Raw genomic sequence first — 17,251 nt, 5'->3', positions numbered from 1 at the left:
ATTGAGGTTTAAGACCATGACTGCCGAAGCCACTGCAAAGACACAGGATACGACCGAAGACGCGGCAAAGCCGTCGTCTATCCCGCCTGACGAACTGGCGCGCCTCAGCGATGACGTGATCGCGGCGCTGAAGACCGTCTACGATCCGGAAATTCCGGCCGATATTTTCGAACTCGGTCTCGTCTACAAGATCGACATCGAGGATGACCGGATGGTCAAGATCGTCATGACGCTGACGGCGCCCGGTTGCCCGGTGGCCGGTGAAATGCCAGGCTGGGTGGAAAATGCGGTCGGCGCCGTCGAGGGTGTTTCCGGTGTCGTGGTCGAAATGACCTTCGATCCGCCATGGACGCCGGACCGCATGTCGGAAGAAGCACAGGTCGCTGTCGGATGGTATTGACGTGATTTGACTGATGTCATCCCTTGATGACACTCTCAGGCGCTACTAAATTGAAATCCATAAGCATCGAGCCTTGAACTCGATTGTCGAAGGAGAATTAAGCCCATGGGCTTTGCGATCATGACCATGACCGGGGCTGCTGCCTCGCGCGTTAAAGCAATCGTCGAAAATTCCGGACCGGATGCCAGGGGCGTGCGCGTCGGCATCAAGAAGGGCGGCTGCGCGGGCATGGAATATACCATCGACCTCGTGACCGAACCGGATGCGAAGGATGATCTGGTCGAATTCGAAGGCGCAAAGGTCTGGGTTCAGCCTTCCGCCGTGCTTTATCTGCTCGGCACGCAGATGGATTTCGAAGTGACCAAGATGCGCTCCGGTTTCACCTTCAACAATCCGAACCAGACATCCGCCTGCGGCTGCGGTGAATCGGTCGAGTTGAAGCCCGCCGATCTGGCGGCGCTGGCGAAGCAGCGTGAGGCTGAAGCCAGCGTTTGATTGGTTACGCTATCTCTGCGATGGAGAGACAGACCTTTCTTATGCACACAGCGCTCCCACAAACGCGACGTCATCCTCGGGCTTGACCCGAGGATCCATCCCCGTCAAATCCCTTGAGACCTTTGTGGATCCCCGGGTCAAGCCCGAGGATGACGGATGAGAGGTTTCAGATTCATTTTCCGCAAACTGCGCCACGCGCAAATCAGCTTTCGAAGGATCATGATTGCTGTTTCAGCGTATCGATGAAATCCGCCAGCGGATGAATCGATGGTGTCGTCGTCAATAGAGGCTCCAGAGCCGCGGCGATCGTCCCGCAATCCTCCTCGGTAAGTGATCGCAGGCTTGAGCTGACCTTGTTGTAGTCGGGCGTTTCGCGTGACGCGAGGGAGCGATTGATCACAAACAGCTCCGTCTGTCCGTCAATTCGTTCCACGAAGAGCGCGAGCGAACCGCCGTCCGCGGCGGCGGCGCTGTCAGATACCGATTTGAACATCGAAGCCCTCCGTGAATCATCAATCTGTTCCGTCGGGGCCGTTGCAGCCTCGACGGCTTGTCTCACTCGTGCCGCAAAGCCTCGATCGGGCTCAGGCTTGCCGCTCGTCGCGCCGGGAAATAGCCGAAAATCACCCCGATGGCCGCCGAGAAGGCGAAGGCGAGGAAGATGATCGACGGGCTGGTGACGAAGGGCACATTGAGAAAGCTGACGACGCCGTAAGCCAGACCGAGGCCGGTCAGGATGCCGACGATGCCGCCGAAGGCGGAGAGCATCACGGCTTCCACCAGAAACTGCGTCAGGACCTGCTTCTCCAGCGCACCGATGGCGAGACGAATGCCGATCTCGCGGGTGCGTTCCGTCACCGAGACCAGCATGATGTTCATGATGCCGATGCCGCCAACCAGCAGGCTGACGGCTGCGACTGCGCCCAAAAGCCCGGTCAGCAGCGTCGTTGTGCCGGTCATGGCCGAAGCGATCTGCGTCATGTCGTTGACGGTGAAATCGTCCTCGCGGCCGATACCGATGCGGCGGCGCTCGCGCAGCAGGTTCTGCAGGTCGCTCTGCACCTTGGCAGTCGAAACGCCGTCCTGCGCCGAAACCATGATCGAGGAAATGGTGGTGGTGCCGCCGATGCGCCGCTGGTGGATTTTGAGCGGCATGATGACCGTGTCGTCCTGATCGTCGCCGAGGCCTGACTGACCTTTCCTGCCCAACACACCGATGACGGGGCAGGAGATGTTGCTGACGCGGATCGTCTGTCCCACCGGGTTCTCTGCACCGAAGAGTTCCTGCCGCACCGTTTCGCCGATGATGCAGCCGATCTGGCCGCCGCGATCTTCGGCCGGCTGGAAATCGCGCCCGAGCGCGATGGTCCAGTCCTGCGCGATCAGATAGTCGTTGGTGGTGCCGATGACGCTTGTCTGGTGGTTCTTGCCACCGAAAATGACTGTGGCGGCGGAGCTGCGGTTCTGCGGCGCGACGGCACGCACGCCGCTGATCTGGTTGCGGATGGCCTCGACATCGCGATCATCGAAGCGCTTGGCCTCGGTGCTCGCCCTTCCGGGCCCGAACTGTCCGGGGCGTACGAACAGCATGTTGGTGCCGAGCCGTGACAATTCCGATTTCACCTGTTCCGTCGTGCCGTTGCCGATGGTGACCATGGCGATGACGGCGGCCACACCGATGACGACACCAAGCACGGTGAGAAAGGAGCGCAGCAGGTTGCGGCTGATGGCGCGCAACGCAAGACGCGACGTTTCAAAGAACATCGGCGGTCTCCTTTTTGTCCGTCGCGCTGTCGGAGGCAAGATGGCCGTCGACGAAACGCAGGAGACGCCCGGCATGGGCGGCGATATCCTCTTCATGGGTGACCATGACGACCGTGATGCCCCTGTTGCGGTTAAGGGAGGTGATAAGATCCATGATCTCGGCGCTGGTTTTCGTATCGAGATTGCCGGTCGGCTCGTCGGCGAGAAGCAGGGCAGGGCGGGTGACGATGGCGCGGGCAATGGCCACACGCTGCTGCTGGCCGCCGGAAAGCTCCTGCGTGGTGTGATCCTCGCGGCCTTTCAGACCCACCTGCGCCAGCGCCTCCATGGCGCGGGCGCGCCGCTCCGATGCCTTCATGCCGCGATAGACCAGCGGCAGCTCGACATTTTCCACCGCCGAGGTGCGCGAAAGCAGATTGAAGCCCTGAAACACGAAGCCGAGCATATGCCGGCGCAGCAGCGTCAGATGTTCATTGTCGAAGCCGCTGGTCGGCACGCCCTGAAACAGATATTCGCCAGCTGTCGGCACATCCAGACAACCGATGATGTTCATCGACGTGGATTTGCCGGAGCCTGATGGTCCCATGATGGCGACGAATTCCTTTTCGCGGATCGACAGGCTGACGCCGTCAAGCGCGCGGATCGTCGCTTCGCCGCGGCCATATTGCTTGACGACATTGCGGAATTCGATGAGCGGCGGCTGTTGCATGGGCTTGTCCTCCGTCAGCCCGCGTTGCGGGCCGTTGCGTCGGTAATCACCTGGTCATCGGCTTTCAACTCGCCCGATTTTACCACGGTATGCTGGCCGTCGGTGGAACCGGTTTCGATGGCGACGGAGACCGGATTGTTGTTGCGCAACACCCAGACCGTTCTTTTGGCCGTTGCCGCCGGGCCGGCGTCGCGGTTCTGCGAGCGGCCCATGCGCGGCGGGCGGAACAGGCTCATCAGCCCGCCGCCACGGGAGGCGGATTCGCGCGGCGGCGTATAACGAAGCGCGGAATTCGGCACCAGCAGGGCATCCTTGATTTCCTCGACGATGATATTGGCGGTCGCCGTCATGCCCGGGCGCAGCAGCAACTCCTCATTGTCGACTGTCAATATCCCCTTGTAGGTCACGACGTTGGATACGGTTTCCGAGGCGAAGCGGACGGTTTCGATCTCAGCCGGAAAGCTGCGGTCGGGATAGGCATCGACGTTAAAATTGGCCTTCTGGCCGGTTTCGACCTTGCCGACATCCGCCTCATCCACCGAGACCTGCAACTCCATATGGCGCAGATCGCCGGCGATGGTGAAGAGAACAGGGGCATTGAGCGAGGAGGCGACGGTGGCGCCGGGATCGACGCTGCGGGTGAGGATGACGCCATCGATGGGCGAGACGATCTTGGCTTTGCCGAGATTGACCTCGGCAAGCCTCAGATCCGCTTCCGCCGAAAGCACGGTGGCCTCGTTGACTTCAAGCGTGGCCGCGGCGGCATCGTGGCTGAACTGCGCGGCGTCGAGATCCTGCTGGCTGGAGACGCGGTTCTGCACCAGTGATCTCAGACGCTCCATGGATGTCTTTGCCGAGCCGAGATCGGCGCGCGCTTTCAGCACATTGGCCTTGGCAGAGGCAAGCTTGGCGCGGGCGCTCTGCACGTCGGCTTCCAGCTTGTTGGTGTCGAGTTCGGCAAGGATATCGCCTGATTTGACCGGGCTATTATAGGTGACGTTGACCTTGCGCACCGTGCCGGACAATTCGCTCGATATATCGACCTGATCCGTTGGCTGAACCGAACCGGTGGAGGTGACGATGACGGAAAGATCGCCCTGGCGCGCCGCTTCCGTGGTGTAGTTATAGGCAACGCCTGCTGCGCGGGATTGGTAATAATAGCCAAGTCCGCCGCCGATCAACACGATGGCTGCTGCGGCATAGAGATACCGGCGCGACTTCTTCTTCCTGCCGGACCTGTTCGTACCCAGAATCTCCCGCAGATCGGGCTGGCTGTTTTCCGTGTCGCGGCCATTGGTGTTGGCATCATTCATTCTCGTCACCCGCAAAATTCAAAATACCACAGGGGATTGTCGCCAACCCTGTTTTCCGGTCCGTCTGTCGCTGTTTGTATTCCTCTGATTGTGGGAAGTGACATAGCTTGCCCAAAGGGGGAAGTGAAAACTTGGTAATATTTATGATAGCTCTGGTCTGGTAGAGATAAATCCGGAAATGCCGATGCCATTGATGTGGCACCGGTTTCAGCAGCGACATGCAGGACGATGATAGAATGAACGACAACGTGGTGAAGTTCCGCAAACCGGTGCCGCCGAAAAAACCGCGCGAACCGCTGGGGCCGAAAGCAAAAAAGGCCCTGACGATTGCCGCCGTGATCTTATTCTTCGCGGCCGCGTGGGGGTACTTCACGTTGTTCGGGCAGGGGTAAGGCTTCGCAAAGCAAAGAACGCGGCCTGTTTTCTATTGGTTGAGATCGGACAAAGCGGCATGCCGCACAGATGTGAGAGAAATTTCTTTGCCCGAGTTTCCACACGGGGGCTGCCGCCCTGCCGGCCTTGCTGGCGCAAACCGAAAGCAGATCGTTGAAAGAATACCGCAAGACCCTCAGCGGGAAAAATAGCGTTGCTGATCTTATTGCCAGGCGGATCGATGATATGTCCGGTGCGGTGGCGCGCATCGGCCGCTATGTGTCACTCTATCCGGAACGGGTTATCAACCAGACGATCGTCGAGCTGGGGGAGGCGACAAACACCGGGCAGGCAACGATCATCCGGTTTTGTCGGCTTCTGGGTTTTCACGGCTTTCGCGATATAAAGCTTGCCCTCGTCGATGATATTGCAACGGAACGCAACTTCGTTTCTGGGCAAGCCAAGGCAAATGCCGACCTGGGGATCGAACGCCTGAATTCGTCTTTGCAATTGTCCATTCAAAAAACCGCCGAGCTTGTCGATGCCGCCGACATGGCGACTCTGGCTCGCGCCATTTCGGCGACGCCGCGGGCGGTGGTGTTTGGCGGCGGCGTTTCGCAGATATGTGCCTCGCTGCTGGAATACCGGCTGCTGCGATTGGGTGTTCCCGTCTTCTGTGTGACCGACAGTCGCCTGGCCTATATTGCGGCACAGAAACTGCCCGCGAACGGCATGGCTTTTGCCGTTTCGCTTTCGGGCATTACAGCCGATACGCTGGATTTTATGAAGGCGGCGCAGGAAGCGGGCGCGAAAACCGTGGCGATCACCGCGCGGGAAAAAGGACCACTTGCCGACATTGCCGACCACGTCCTGCCGTTTCACCTGCCCGGGCCCTGGCCCATGGAGGGATCGATCCGCTATATAGCGCCTTTCGTCGTCGTGGTCGAAGCGCTGGCCCAGGCGCTGGACGACGAGATGCTGGAACGACGAGGGATTTGAGTGGCCAGCCTCACGCTTCATGCTGCTGTCATGTCGATCGATTAGTTCTGCTGCATAGCTAAATTCGCTCCTTACGGGCGATATTTTTTTGCATAGGCATGAAGAAAATCTCCATTGTTTTTAATTTTTAGAGTTTTTCACGCATTCATTCTTGGTGGAGAAATTTGTGGGACGGCAACTCACGATCAACGGCTTGGGAAAACGCTTCGGCAATGTCGAGATATTGCGCGACGTGAGCCTTGAGGTTGAGTCAGGGGAGTTTGTGACCCTGCTTGGGCCGTCCGGATGCGGCAAATCCACACTTCTGCGTCTCATCGCCGGACTGGATACGCCGGATACAGGTGAAATTCGCATCGGTTCGGTACCGCTGAACGGGCTTGCGCCGAAAATGCGTGATGTCGCCATGGTCTTCCAGTCCTATGCGCTTTATCCGCATATGAGCGTGCGGCAGAATATCGCCATTCCGCTGATGATGAACAGGCTTTCCTTTTTGCAACGTCTGCCGTTGATCGGCCGTCATATCGGCGGGGCGAGGGCGATCTGGAGCGGTATCGATAAGGATGTTCAGGCCGTCGCCACGCAGCTGGAACTGGACGCTTTTCTGGAGCGCCGGCCATCACAACTTTCCGGCGGCCAGCGTCAAAGGGTGGCGGTTGGGCGGGCCATGGTACGCCAGCCCGCCGTCTTTCTGATGGATGAACCTCTCTCCAATCTGGATGCCCGGTTGCGGCTGCAGCTGCGGGACGAGATTTCCGAGCTGCACCGCCGCACCGGTATTACATTCATTTTCGTGACCCATGATCAGACGGAAGCAATGGCGCTCTCCGATCGTATTGCGGTCATGGACGAGGGGAGAATCGTTCAGTTCGGTTCCCCGGACGATATTTACCGGCGTCCGGCGCGCCTGTCGGTTGCCCGTTTTATTGGTACGACACCGATCAACATCCTGCCGGTCGATGTGGAGGAGAGGGGCGATCTCGTTGCCGCTGGCGTACAGTTGGGTCTGCGCGCGCCGTCCGTCGGTAACGGAAGCTACCGTCTCGGTGTGCGCCCGGAATCGATCGAGCTTGTGTCGGCTGAGGGTGGCGGGGCGCATTTTGCACTTCCCGTCGTCAGGACGGAGCGTCTCGGCGCGGAAGTGATCCTGCGACTGGATGGAGCGCGGCTCGGTTCAGGTCCGGTGCGGGTGCAGCTTCGTGCCGAAACTTTCAACACACAGCCAAAATACAGCAGGTCCGGTGACATCGCATGGCTGCGCATCACGTGTGCGGATGCGCTGCTGTTCGACAGCCTGGGAGTGCGGATCGACGCCGGGATCGTGGATGCGGGCGTTGCGGCGGGAGGCTCACATGCTGCTTTCCGTTAGGGTCTCCGCCAGCGGACCGGGGTTTGCGGCCCTTGCCTATCTATTCGCGGGTCCGGCCTTCTTTCTTCTGACGGCGACGACGATTCTTCCGGTGCTGACGGTCTTTGCCCTGAGCTTCACCGACTATGAACTGGGAAGCGTTGCAGTGCGTTTCATCGGTCTCAGCCACTATGCGCAGCTGTTGCAGGATCCCTATTTCTGGCGGGCGCTCAACAACAGCGCCATCTACACCGCGATCGTCGTGCCCGGCTCGGTAGTGCTGGCACTCGTCCTCGCTTTGCTGGTTCATGGACGGACGACGACGCGCCGCTTTTACGAAATCATCTATTTTCTGCCCGTGACCGGTACGCTCACGGCAATGTCCATCGTGTGGAGTTTCCTTCTGAACGGACGCATCGGCCCGCTTGCGCAACTGATGGCATCGGTCGGGTTGACGCCGATCGATTTCTTCGCGAATGCCGACTATGCTCTCTTCGGTCTGGCGATCATTGGTATCTGGCATCTCGTCGGCTTCAATCTGGTTCTCTTTCTCGCCGGTCTGGCGACCGTATCCAAGGAGTTACAGGAAGCCTCCCGGCTCGACGGCGTCGACGGCTTTTTCGACCGGCTGCGTTATGTCGTCTGGCCGCTGCTTTCACCGACCACCATTGTCGTTGTGGTGCTCAGTTCGATCCAGGCCTTCCAGGTGTTCGATACGGTTGCAGTGCTGACGCGCGGGGGACCGAACGGCGCGACCGACATGCTGCTCTATAAAGTCTACAGCGAGACCTTCGAGGCCCTGAAGATCGGTTATGGCAGCGCCCTGACGGTGGTTTTTCTCGCCCTGCTTGCCGCCTTTTCCATTGTGCAGGCTTTCCTGCTGGATAAGAGAGCGCACTACCGATGAAGCTCATGTTACGCTCCCTGTTCAATTCCGTGACAGCGCACATCGTCCTGCTGAGTGGCGCCTTCGTCATCGCCTATCCCTTCCTGTGGATGGTGCAGGCGTCGTTGCGGTCAAGCGGCGAAATTTTTGGGGCGGTGGCTGATCCGATCACGCCCATTCAGGCGCTGTCCGACAATTACGGTCGCGCGCTGTTCGAGACGCCGTTGCTGCGCTTCATGGCCAATGGCATCATCGTCTGTGGCGGCATCCTGTTCTTTCAAATATTGACCACCGTTACCTGTGCCTTCGCGCTTGCGAAATATGAGTTTCGGGGGGCGCGGTTCATGTTCGCCCTGGTGCTTGTGATGCTGGCCGTGCCCGCCCAGGTGCCCGCCTTGCCAATCTTCCTGACGCTTGCCGAATTCGGGCTGCTGGACAGTTACTTTGCCATGATGCTGCCCTATCTCACCTCGGCTTTCGCAATCCTCCTGTTTCGCCAGTTCATCAAATCCTTTCCCGACGATATTCTCGCAGCAGCGCGACTTGACGGCATGACGGAAATCGAAATTGTCGCCCGCGTCGTCCTGCCAGCCATGCTGCCCGCCATTGCGGCCTTCGCGGTATTTTCCGTCAGCTTTCACTGGAACGATCTTTATTGGCCGATGATCGTCATCAGGTCGGCCGAGCTGGCTCCGCCGACGCTCGGCATATTGTTTTTCAAAGGTCAGGAGGGTGGCGACAATTTCGGCGCGCTCATGGCCAGCGCCACGCTTGTTACCGCCCCGCTCATACTGGTGTTTCTGGCATCGCAACGACGCTTCGTCCAGGGCGTAACCATGAGCGGAGTGAAATGAGAAACAGGCCTGCCGGGCGGCAACCCGACAGGCCTGATGCAGTCAACCGGTATCTCAAAGGATCAAAATACCATGAAGACCAAGACAATTTTCGCATTTGTCGCGGCGGCGATCGCCAGCGCCCTTGCCGTTCCGGCCAAGGCGCAATCGACCGATATCACCCTCAATTTCTTCCATGCCTATCCCAGCACGGCGGCGTTTCTCCAGCCTGTGGTCAAGGATTTCATGCGGGACAATCCGGGCATCGCCATCAACCTGCAGGTGCCGGCAGAAGATTATGCCAAGGCGCATCAGACGATCATGCGCGATGTGCTGACCAACAACCTGCCGGATATTTACCTGCCTGCATATTCGTGGCTGCGTCCGCTTGTCAAGACGCTTGAGGAGCGCGGTCTCGCCGTTAACCTCCAGCCGTTCATGGATAAGGAAACGGCTGGCTGGGCCAAGGAGAATTATGCGGAATCCGTACTCAATCTTGGCAAGGTCGAGGGCAAGCAATTTGCGGTTCCATTCAATGCATCCACCCCCATCCTATACGTAAACGCCGATCTGGTGACAAAAGCCGGCGGCTCGATGGATAAATTTCCCGATGAATGGCAGGGCGTTATCGACCTCGCCAACAGGATCAAGGCTTCGAGCAGCGATGTTGCCGGTCTCAACTTCTCGGTCGGGGCGCTTGCCAGCGACTGGTACTGGCAACTCATGGTGCTTTCGCAAGGCGGCCGCATCGTCAATGCCGATGAGACCGGGATCGGTTTCGACAACGAAACCGGCCTCAAGGCGCTGCAATTGGCGCAGGACATTTCGCTAAAAACCGGCATGACCGTCGATACCAGCACCGACCCCGCCCACCAGCAGTTCTTCGCCGGCAAGCTCGGCATGGTCGTCGCTTCACCCTCCGGCGTCGCAAACTTCACCAAGGCCGTTGGCGGTCGTTTCGATATGCGCACGGTCCGTTATCCCATGCCCGACAGGAACAAGGGCGGTCTGCCCACCGGCGGTAACGCTGTCGTCATCCTGGCTCAGGAGCCCGCAAAGCAGGATGCGGCGTGGAAATTCGTCAAATATCTGACCAGCGCCAAGGTTCAGGCGCAAATTGCACAGACGACGGGTTACATGCCGACGAACCGGAATTCCGCTGCCCTCCTGACGGAATTCTACGCCGCCAATCCGAATTTCCGAACTGTATTCGCGCAGATGGACAATGCGGCCACTTGGTATGCCTATCCCAACAATATGGGCAGCACAGTCTGGAAAGCGCAGGCTGAGATTCTCGATCAGCTCCAGCGCGGCGCGCTGACGCCCAAGGATGCTCTCGCCAGAATGGCCGAGCGGGTTGCTGCAATCTTGAAAAAGGGATCCTGAAAAACACGACGCGCCGGAGCATTTTCCGGCGCGTCGTGGTCTCGATGAATATTGTCGAACGCCCTTGAGGCTTAGATCGGACAGTCGATTTTCCAACAGGTCCCTACGGCATCGCCGTCCAAATCAGAGGCCGGTCATCTTCAGGACCGCGTCTGGAAGCCTGTTGCCGACAACTTCAATCTTCGAAAGAACCGTGTTGATGTCCGCAAGATCGGTCGACGTCAGTTCAAGATCGACACTCCCAAGGTTTTCTTCAAGACGGTGCTGCCTGGTCGTGCCGGGGATCGGGACGATCCACGGTTTCTGTGCCAGTAGCCAGGCGAGCGCTACCTGGGCAGGCGTCGATTGCTTGGTGTCTGCTATGACCTTGATGGCGTCGACCAGGGCGAGGTTGGCCTTGCGGGCCTCGGGGGAAAACCGGGGAACGGCATTGCGGAAATCGGTTGGGTCGAATTTGGTATTTTCGTCGATCTTGCCCGTCAGGAAGCCGGCACCGAGTGGGCTGAACGGTACGAAGCCGATCCCAAGTTCTTCAAGTGCGGGAAGGAGTTCTGCCTCAGGCCCGCGCCAGAACAGGGAATACTCACTCTGGACGGCGGTGACGGGCTGAACGGCATGAGCCTTGCGGATGGTGCCGACACCCGCTTCGGAGAGGCCGAAATGCTTGACCTTGCCTGCATCGATCAGATCTTTTACAGCGCCTGCGACATCCTCTATCGGCACAGCCGGATCGACGCGGTGCTGGTAGAACAGGTCGATGCGGTCGGTCCTGAGACGCCTGAGGCTCGCTTCTGCGACGGCTTTGATATGTTCCGGGCGGCTGTTGGTGCCGTGGCGACGTTCACCTGTTTCAAGGTCGATGTCGAAGCCGAACTTGGTGGCGATGACGACCCCGTCGCGGATGGGGGCGAGCGCCTCGCCGAGAAGTTCCTCGTTGACGAAGGGGCCATAAGCCTCGGCGGTATCGAACAGCGTGATGCCCTGCTCATGGGCGAAACGGATCAGCTTGATCATCTCCGCTTTATCGGCCGCTGGCCCATAGGCCGCGCTCATGCTCATGCAGCCGAGGCCGAGGGCGGAGACTTCGAGGCTTCCGATTTTGCGTTTCAGCATTTCTCTACTCCTTGATCGGGCCATTTGAGGCCGCGTCTGATGGAAAAGATATTCCTTGCCGACATTTTCGAATAGGGGCACTAATCAGCATGAAGCTATAAGGATGCCTAATGAATGCCGCAGGAGAACTTCAACGATCTGGCCGCCTTCGTCACGGTGGCGCGCGAGCAGAGCTTTACCCGGGCGGCCGTCAAGCTGGGTGTCTCGCAGTCCGCGTTGAGCCAGACGGTGCGCGGCCTTGAAGAGCGGCTGGGCCTGAGGTTGTTGACGAGAACGACGAGGCGCGTTTCACCCACGGCGGCCGGTGAGCGTCTGCTTCAGACAGCAGGTCCAAGGTTCGACGAGATTCAGTCCGAGCTTTCGGCACTGAGCGACATGCGGGATAAGCCCGCGGGCACCGTGCGCATCACGGCGGGGGAACATGCCGCCATTTCCGTCCTTGCGCCAGCGCTGGACAAAATCCTCCCGAATTACCCTGATATCAATGTCGAGATTACCGTCGATTACGGGCTGACGGATATCGTTGCGGAGCGTTACGACGCCGGCGTGCGGCTCGGCGAGCAACTTGCCAAGGACATGATCGCGGTCAAGATCGCCCCCGAAATGCGCATGGCCGTGGTGGGTGCGCCATCCTATTTCCGGCAGAACCCCTGGCCAGAGGTGCCCGAGGATCTGACGGCGCATAATTGCATCCAGATACGCATGCCAACCTACGGCAACATCCTTTTCTGGGAGTTCGAAAAGGATGGTCATGAACTCAAGGTGAGAGTGGAAGGGCAACTCGTCTTCAACAACATCGCCATGCGCCTCGATGCCGCGAAACGGGGTCTTGGCCTTGCCTATATGCCTGAGGACATCGTTGCGGAGGATATCGCGAAGGGAACGCTGATCCGGGTTCTCGAAGACTGGTGCGCGCCTTTTTCCGGCTACCACCTTTATTATCCAAATCGGCGTCACGCGTCTCCGGCTTTCGCACTCGTGGTGGACGCGCTGCGATATCGCGGATAACGCCCTAATGAACTAAAAGTGATTGATAAGCGGAGCTAATGGCTTCAATCGTAAATGGGTATCTAATCACCGGAATGCCGGTCGCGTAGCCTTCTTTCAACGTCATGTTGTGAGAGAGCCATGCCAAGAATTTTTACCAAAACCATTTCAGTCTTCGTATTTTTCGCCATTGCCGCGTCTTCGAGCGTCGCGTTTGCGCAGACCGCGACAAAGGCCGAGCCGCTCGTCATTGAGCAGCAGGGCAGCTTCGCGGTTGGCGGCACGGTGTCGAGCAAGCCCGGCGCCTATAACAACAACGCGCCGACGGCCGAAGGCCAGACGCTGCATGGCGACCACGCCTATGTGTTCCATCAGGTTCCGCAAAACCCGAAGCCGTTGCCGATCGTCATGCTGCATGGCGCATTTCAGTCGGCGCGCAGCTGGGAGACGACGCCTGACGGTCGCGAGGGTTTTCAGAATATCTTCCTGCGCCGTGGCTACTCCACCTACCTCGTCGACCAGCCGCGCCGAGGCCGCGCGGGCAACAGCACGGTCGCAACGACGATCGAGCCGACGCCCTACGACCAGCTGTTCTTCGACCAGTTCCGCATCGGCAAGTGGCCGAACTATTTTGACAACGCGCAATTCTCCCGTGATCCGGCAGCGCTCGACCAGTTCCTGCGCTCGGTCACGCCGAACACCGGGCCATACGACGCCAAGCTGATCTCGGATGCCATGTCGGCACTTTTTACCAAAACAGGACCCGGCATCCTGTTCACCCATTCGCAGGCAGGTGGTCCCGGCTGGCTGACGGCCATCAAGAACCCGAATGTGAAGGGCATCGTGGCGCTGGAGCCCGGCAGTGGTTTCATCTTCCCGGAAGGTGAGGTGCCTGCGGAAATGCCGAGTGCCGCCGGCACGCTGAAGGCTGAGGCCGTACCTGTTGCCGACTTCGAGAAACTGACACGCCTGCCGATCGTCATTTATTACGGCGACAATTTCCCGACCGAACCGACCACGGAGCGTGGACAGGACAACTGGCGTGTAAGGCTGGCCATGGCGAAGCTGTGGGCGGAGACAGTCAATAAGCATGGCGGCGATGCAGCGCTTGTCCACCTGCCGGAGATTGGCATCAAGGGCGGCACGCATTTCCTGATGTCGGACCAGAACAATGTCGAGATTGCCGACCAGATCTCGAAGTTCCTCGCCGACAAGAAGCTGGACTGAAGCACGGGTGCGTTCGCGTGAAACTGCCGTTGCGCGCATCCCCATCAGACCATTTCCGATCAACAAGGAGCCTGACGATGGCGAATGATATCATTAACGGAAAGAGACGCGAGTTCCTCGGAGCGTCGGCTCTCTTCATCTCCGGTGCAATGTTAGGAGTGTCAACCATGACGACGACCCAAGCTGCCGCAGCCGACTACAGGCAGAACCCTTTCACGCTTGCTTATGATGGGGCGATCACCAAAAACGAACCCGGCAAGGTGAACATCCACCCGGTGACATACAGGCTGAACAGCCTCGACATCGTCGCCAACGTCTATACTCCGGCCAATTACGATCCCGGCAAGACGTATCCTGCCATCGTGCTTGCGCATCCGAATGGCGGCGTGAAGGAGCAGACGACCGGCCTCTACGCCCAGCGTCTGGCCGAACGGGGCTTTATCACCATTTCGGCCGATGCCGCCTATCAGGGTGGCAGCGGCGGCACGCCACGCAGCGTCGACAAGCCCCAGAACCGCATCGAGGACATCCACGGGATGGCGGACTTCATCAGCGGCTTCCCCGGCGTGGATACGGCGCGTCTGGGGCTGCTCGGCATCTGCGGCGGTGGTGGTTACTCGCTGGCGGCGGCCAAGACCGACAAGCGTTTCAAGGCGGTGGCGACGCTCAGCATGTTCAACTCCGGGCGCGTGCGCCGCAACGGCTTCAAGGACAGCCAGGTGGATACGATCCAGAAGCGACTGCAGCAGGCCTCTTTGGCCCGGGCGCAGGAAGCGGCTGGCGGCGACGTTCTTTATGCCGGCGACGCGAACCTCACGGATGCGCAGATCGAGGCTCTGCCCTTCGATCTCTATCGGCAGGGCTATCACTACTACTGGCGTACCAACGCGCATCCGGGCTCGACCTTCAAATATACGATGAGCAGCCTGATGGACCTGATGCGCTGGGATGCGACGGACGAACTCGAACTCATCGACGTTCCGCTGTTGATGATTGCCGGCAGTGAAGCGGACACCCTTTACCTAACGGAAGATGCTTTCCCTAAGGCTACCGGCACGAAGGACAAGGAACTCTTCCTGATCAGGGGCGCAAAGCATATCGAGACCTATTGGGTGCCCGAATATGTACAGGCGGCGCTTGACAAGCTCACACCGTTCTTCGGCCGGACGCTGGCCTAAGACCGTCAACGACGGTTTATCCACCCTTCATTCAAATCCAGGTTTCGTGGCGGCAACGGGCATCTCGATGCCTGTCGTTGCGTGGGAGCCTGCGACACAAGCCATCCAAGGAGTTCCCTTTGAAACGACCTACCAAGAGCCTCTTTCTCGCAACGGGTATCACTCTCATTCTCGGTTCGATCACCATGACAAACGCCCAGACAGCAACGCCTTCGGCACAGCCGGAAAAGCAGCAGACGCGCGCCCAGCAATTGATGGGCGATACCGCACCGAAACTGGCCGAACTCACCGACGGGGTTCTCTACACCGACATATGGGAACGCCCCGAAATATCCAAACGTGACCGAAGCCTCGTGACAATCACGGCGCTGATCGCGCTCAATCGTCCTGACCAGCTTCGCTCCCATATCCGTCTCGGCCTGCAGAACGGGCTGACGAAGGAGGAGATCGTCGAAACCATCACCCATATGGCTTTTTATTCGGGCTGGCCGAGCGGCGTTTCCGCAGTCGCGGTCGCCAAAGATGTGTTTGCGGAGAAATAAGCCATGAACACAAAATCGATGATCACCGCCGCCATGGCCCTTGGCGCCACGACTGCTTTTGCCGAACCGGACCGTGCCATAACGGTGACCCGTTTCGGCAATGAGGCGACGACTATGGGGTCGCCGGACTATTTTACCGGTTCCGTCAAGGTGCAGTCACGCTTCCAGACCCCACCGCCCGCTCGCGTCGGCGGGGGTCTCGTCTCCTTCGAACCCGCCGCCCGCACCGCGTGGCATACACATCCTCTGGGTCAGACACTGATCGTGACGGAGGGTGAGGGCCGCGTCCAGCACTGGGATGGCGACATTCAGGAAATCGGACCCGGAGACGTCGTCTGGATTCCTCCGGGCGTGAAACACTGGCACGGCGCATCACCGGAATACGGGATGTCGCATATCGCCTTGGCGGAAGCCCTTGATGGAAAGACCGTCGAGTGGATGGAACACGTGACCGACGAGCAATACGCCAAGACGGATGGAGGCATGGATTGAATAAAGTCATGCAGATGGCGTGCGCCGCCGCCTTCGTAACAAGCGCCGTATTCCTCGTCGGCATGCAGGTCCGCGCCGAGCCGACCCGTGCGACGATGCCTGACATCGGCAAGCTCATCCACTATACGACGGTGGAGCGGGGTGAGGTTACCGAACATATCATGACCACCCGCGAGGCGATCGAGGCCGTCAAGCGCGGCGATCCCATTCCCAACGGCACCCACGTGGCGCTCGTCGACTATCGCGGCGGCAAGGTCTTCCGTTATTTCATCATGGAGAAGGGCGAGGGCTGGGGACAGGACTACGACGAGAACCGCCGCACCGCCGACTGGCAGTTCCAATGGTTCAAGCCGGATGGCACGATCAACATGGAAGAGAACACCGCCCGCTGTCAGCGCTGCCACACCTCACGGTCCGACAGGGACTTTCTCTACACGTTCAACGACATGCGCCGGTTCGAACTGAAATGAACGGCGTCCTGCGGTTTCGTCTGGTGCTCGATCTCATCGCCGTCGGTCTGATTATTGCCTGCCTTGCCTATTGGTGGCTCGACAATCTCTCGCATGAACTGTTCGGGGCGGCGCTTTTCACGCTGGTCATCGTCCACAACGTCTTCAATCGCCGCTGGTATGGCGGCGTGACGAAACGGAGGCTGGATGCCGTCCGCATTGTCAATCTGATGACGATTGCAAGCCTTGCAATCGCGATGACAATCATGCTCGTGACCAGCCTGCTGATATCCCGCGACCTCTTGCCCTTCACTTCGATGGGCGGCGCTTTCGCCGTCAGGGAAATCCATATGTTTGCGGGATACTGGGTGCTGCTCATCATCGCCATCCATCTCGGGACGCGCTGGCAGGTGGTGATGAGCGTCGGCCGTGGACTGGTTGGCGTTTCAGACGCGAGTTCCTTTCGGACCGCCATTCTGCGGCTGATGTCGCTCGCAGTGGCGGTTTGGGGAATAAGAAGCTCTTTCGAGATGGCGTTCGGGCGGAAGTTGATGCTGAGCTATTCGCTGGACATGTGGGATTTCAACGAGTCGACGCTCGAATTTTTCGTGAATTATGCCTCGATAGTCGGCTTGTATGCCGCCATGACCCATTACGGCTTGAGGCTGATTTCCATGCGCTCCGGAGCGCCGGGGAGGTAACCGCATCGGAAACGATCGGCGCATTCTGCCCAGATGATTACGCGGTCTTGGTTTGTCCAT

20 protein-coding genes are annotated in these 17,251 nt (G+C 59.1%); 15 read left to right on the top strand and 5 right to left on the bottom strand.

Features of this window, described 5'->3' with window-relative positions; all coding sequences use genetic code 11:
* Nucleotides 1-16 precede the first annotated feature (16 nt).
* Nucleotides 17-400, top strand: coding sequence for an SUF system Fe-S cluster assembly protein (locus JZY08_RS08185; RefSeq protein ID WP_003495414.1), 384 nt, complete (start codon nucleotides 17-19; stop codon nucleotides 398-400).
* 105 nt (nucleotides 401-505) lie between these two features.
* Nucleotides 506-895, top strand: coding sequence for a Fe-S cluster assembly scaffold SufA (sufA, locus tag JZY08_RS08180; RefSeq protein ID WP_059760334.1), 390 nt, complete (start codon nucleotides 506-508; stop codon nucleotides 893-895).
* Nucleotides 896-1,112: 217 nt separating this feature from the next.
* On the opposite strand, the gene JZY08_RS08175 is transcribed toward sufA, so the two are convergent.
* From JZY08_RS08175 to JZY08_RS08160, 4 genes are all read right to left on the bottom strand, one after another.
* Complete coding sequence (locus JZY08_RS08175; RefSeq protein WP_003495416.1) at nucleotides 1,113-1,388, bottom strand: hypothetical protein; 276 nt, start codon at nucleotides 1,386-1,388, stop codon at nucleotides 1,113-1,115.
* 62 nt (nucleotides 1,389-1,450) lie between these two features.
* A complete protein-coding gene (locus tag JZY08_RS08170) occupies nucleotides 1,451-2,659 on the bottom strand; it encodes an ABC transporter permease (protein WP_082182509.1) in 1,209 nt (402 codons plus the stop codon).
* Nucleotides 2,649-3,368, bottom strand: a complete 720-nt coding sequence (locus JZY08_RS08165; RefSeq protein ID WP_216329880.1) for an ABC transporter ATP-binding protein — start codon at nucleotides 3,366-3,368, stop codon at nucleotides 2,649-2,651. Before JZY08_RS08165 ends, JZY08_RS08170 begins: the two co-directional genes overlap by 11 nt.
* Before the next feature lie 14 nt (nucleotides 3,369-3,382).
* Nucleotides 3,383-4,681: an efflux RND transporter periplasmic adaptor subunit gene (locus tag JZY08_RS08160; RefSeq protein WP_003495419.1), complete on the bottom strand. Its 1,299-nt coding sequence runs from the start codon at nucleotides 4,679-4,681 to the stop codon at nucleotides 3,383-3,385.
* Between the two features lie 236 nt (nucleotides 4,682-4,917).
* Between JZY08_RS08160 and JZY08_RS08155 the strand changes: the two genes are divergently transcribed.
* The 6 genes from JZY08_RS08155 (at nucleotide 4,918) to JZY08_RS08130 (ending at nucleotide 10,502) form a co-directional block, all read left to right on the top strand.
* The gene (locus JZY08_RS08155; protein WP_003495420.1) at nucleotides 4,918-5,073 is read left to right on the top strand and encodes a hypothetical protein; all 156 of its coding nucleotides are present in this window, start codon (nucleotides 4,918-4,920) and stop codon (nucleotides 5,071-5,073) included.
* 226 nt (nucleotides 5,074-5,299) lie between these two features.
* Nucleotides 5,300-6,052, top strand: coding sequence for a MurR/RpiR family transcriptional regulator (locus JZY08_RS08150; RefSeq protein WP_216329879.1), 753 nt, complete (start codon nucleotides 5,300-5,302; stop codon nucleotides 6,050-6,052).
* Nucleotides 6,053-6,218: 166 nt separating this feature from the next.
* Nucleotides 6,219-7,418 carry an ABC transporter ATP-binding protein gene (locus JZY08_RS08145; RefSeq protein ID WP_035242388.1) on the top strand — a complete coding sequence of 400 codons (1,200 nt, stop codon included), beginning with the start codon at nucleotides 6,219-6,221 and terminating at the stop codon, nucleotides 7,416-7,418.
* Nucleotides 7,402-8,304, top strand: coding sequence for a carbohydrate ABC transporter permease (locus JZY08_RS08140; protein ID WP_003495423.1), 903 nt, complete (start codon nucleotides 7,402-7,404; stop codon nucleotides 8,302-8,304). Before JZY08_RS08145 ends, JZY08_RS08140 begins: the two co-directional genes overlap by 17 nt.
* Nucleotides 8,301-9,137, top strand: a complete 837-nt coding sequence (locus tag JZY08_RS08135; RefSeq protein ID WP_216329878.1) for a carbohydrate ABC transporter permease — start codon at nucleotides 8,301-8,303, stop codon at nucleotides 9,135-9,137. Before JZY08_RS08140 ends, JZY08_RS08135 begins: the two co-directional genes overlap by 4 nt.
* A gap of 72 nt (nucleotides 9,138-9,209) precedes the next feature.
* Complete coding sequence (locus tag JZY08_RS08130; RefSeq protein ID WP_216329877.1) at nucleotides 9,210-10,502, top strand: ABC transporter substrate-binding protein; 1,293 nt, start codon at nucleotides 9,210-9,212, stop codon at nucleotides 10,500-10,502.
* A gap of 123 nt (nucleotides 10,503-10,625) precedes the next feature.
* Here the strand turns inward: JZY08_RS08130 and JZY08_RS08125 are convergent, their stop codons facing one another.
* Nucleotides 10,626-11,615 carry an aldo/keto reductase gene (locus JZY08_RS08125; RefSeq protein ID WP_216329876.1) on the bottom strand — a complete coding sequence of 330 codons (990 nt, stop codon included), beginning with the start codon at nucleotides 11,613-11,615 and terminating at the stop codon, nucleotides 10,626-10,628.
* Between the two features lie 114 nt (nucleotides 11,616-11,729).
* On the opposite strand from JZY08_RS08125, the gene JZY08_RS08120 reads away from it, so the two are divergent.
* From JZY08_RS08120 to JZY08_RS08090, 7 genes are all read left to right on the top strand, one after another.
* Nucleotides 11,730-12,623, top strand: coding sequence for a LysR family transcriptional regulator (locus tag JZY08_RS08120; protein ID WP_003495427.1), 894 nt, complete (start codon nucleotides 11,730-11,732; stop codon nucleotides 12,621-12,623).
* A 120-nt stretch (nucleotides 12,624-12,743) separates the two neighbouring features.
* Entirely contained in the window at nucleotides 12,744-13,829 is a 1,086-nt protein-coding gene (locus JZY08_RS08115; protein ID WP_216329875.1) for an alpha/beta fold hydrolase, read from the top strand.
* Nucleotides 13,830-13,996: 167 nt separating this feature from the next.
* A complete protein-coding gene (locus JZY08_RS08110) occupies nucleotides 13,997-15,007 on the top strand; it encodes an alpha/beta hydrolase (protein ID WP_253204003.1) in 1,011 nt (336 codons plus the stop codon).
* Between the two features lie 185 nt (nucleotides 15,008-15,192).
* Complete coding sequence (locus JZY08_RS08105) at nucleotides 15,193-15,549, top strand: carboxymuconolactone decarboxylase family protein (RefSeq protein ID WP_253204068.1); 357 nt, start codon at nucleotides 15,193-15,195, stop codon at nucleotides 15,547-15,549.
* Between the two features lie 3 nt (nucleotides 15,550-15,552).
* Nucleotides 15,553-16,041 carry a cupin domain-containing protein gene (locus JZY08_RS08100; protein WP_216329872.1) on the top strand — a complete coding sequence of 163 codons (489 nt, stop codon included), beginning with the start codon at nucleotides 15,553-15,555 and terminating at the stop codon, nucleotides 16,039-16,041.
* Between the two features lie 8 nt (nucleotides 16,042-16,049).
* Nucleotides 16,050-16,511 (top strand): cytochrome P460 family protein, encoded by a 462-nt coding sequence (locus JZY08_RS08095; protein ID WP_216331529.1) that lies wholly within the window; start codon nucleotides 16,050-16,052, stop codon nucleotides 16,509-16,511.
* Nucleotides 16,508-17,191, top strand: a complete 684-nt coding sequence (locus JZY08_RS08090) for a DUF4405 domain-containing protein (protein WP_137037840.1) — start codon at nucleotides 16,508-16,510, stop codon at nucleotides 17,189-17,191. Before JZY08_RS08095 ends, JZY08_RS08090 begins: the two co-directional genes overlap by 4 nt.
* Nucleotides 17,192-17,251: the final 60 nt, after the last annotated feature.

This window comes from Rhizobium sp. X9 (assembly GCF_018873185.1).
GTDB lineage: Bacteria > Pseudomonadota > Alphaproteobacteria > Rhizobiales > Rhizobiaceae > Agrobacterium > Agrobacterium oryzihabitans.
Note: the sequence above shows the minus strand (reverse complement) of the source record. Positions and strands in the feature narration are given on the sequence as shown.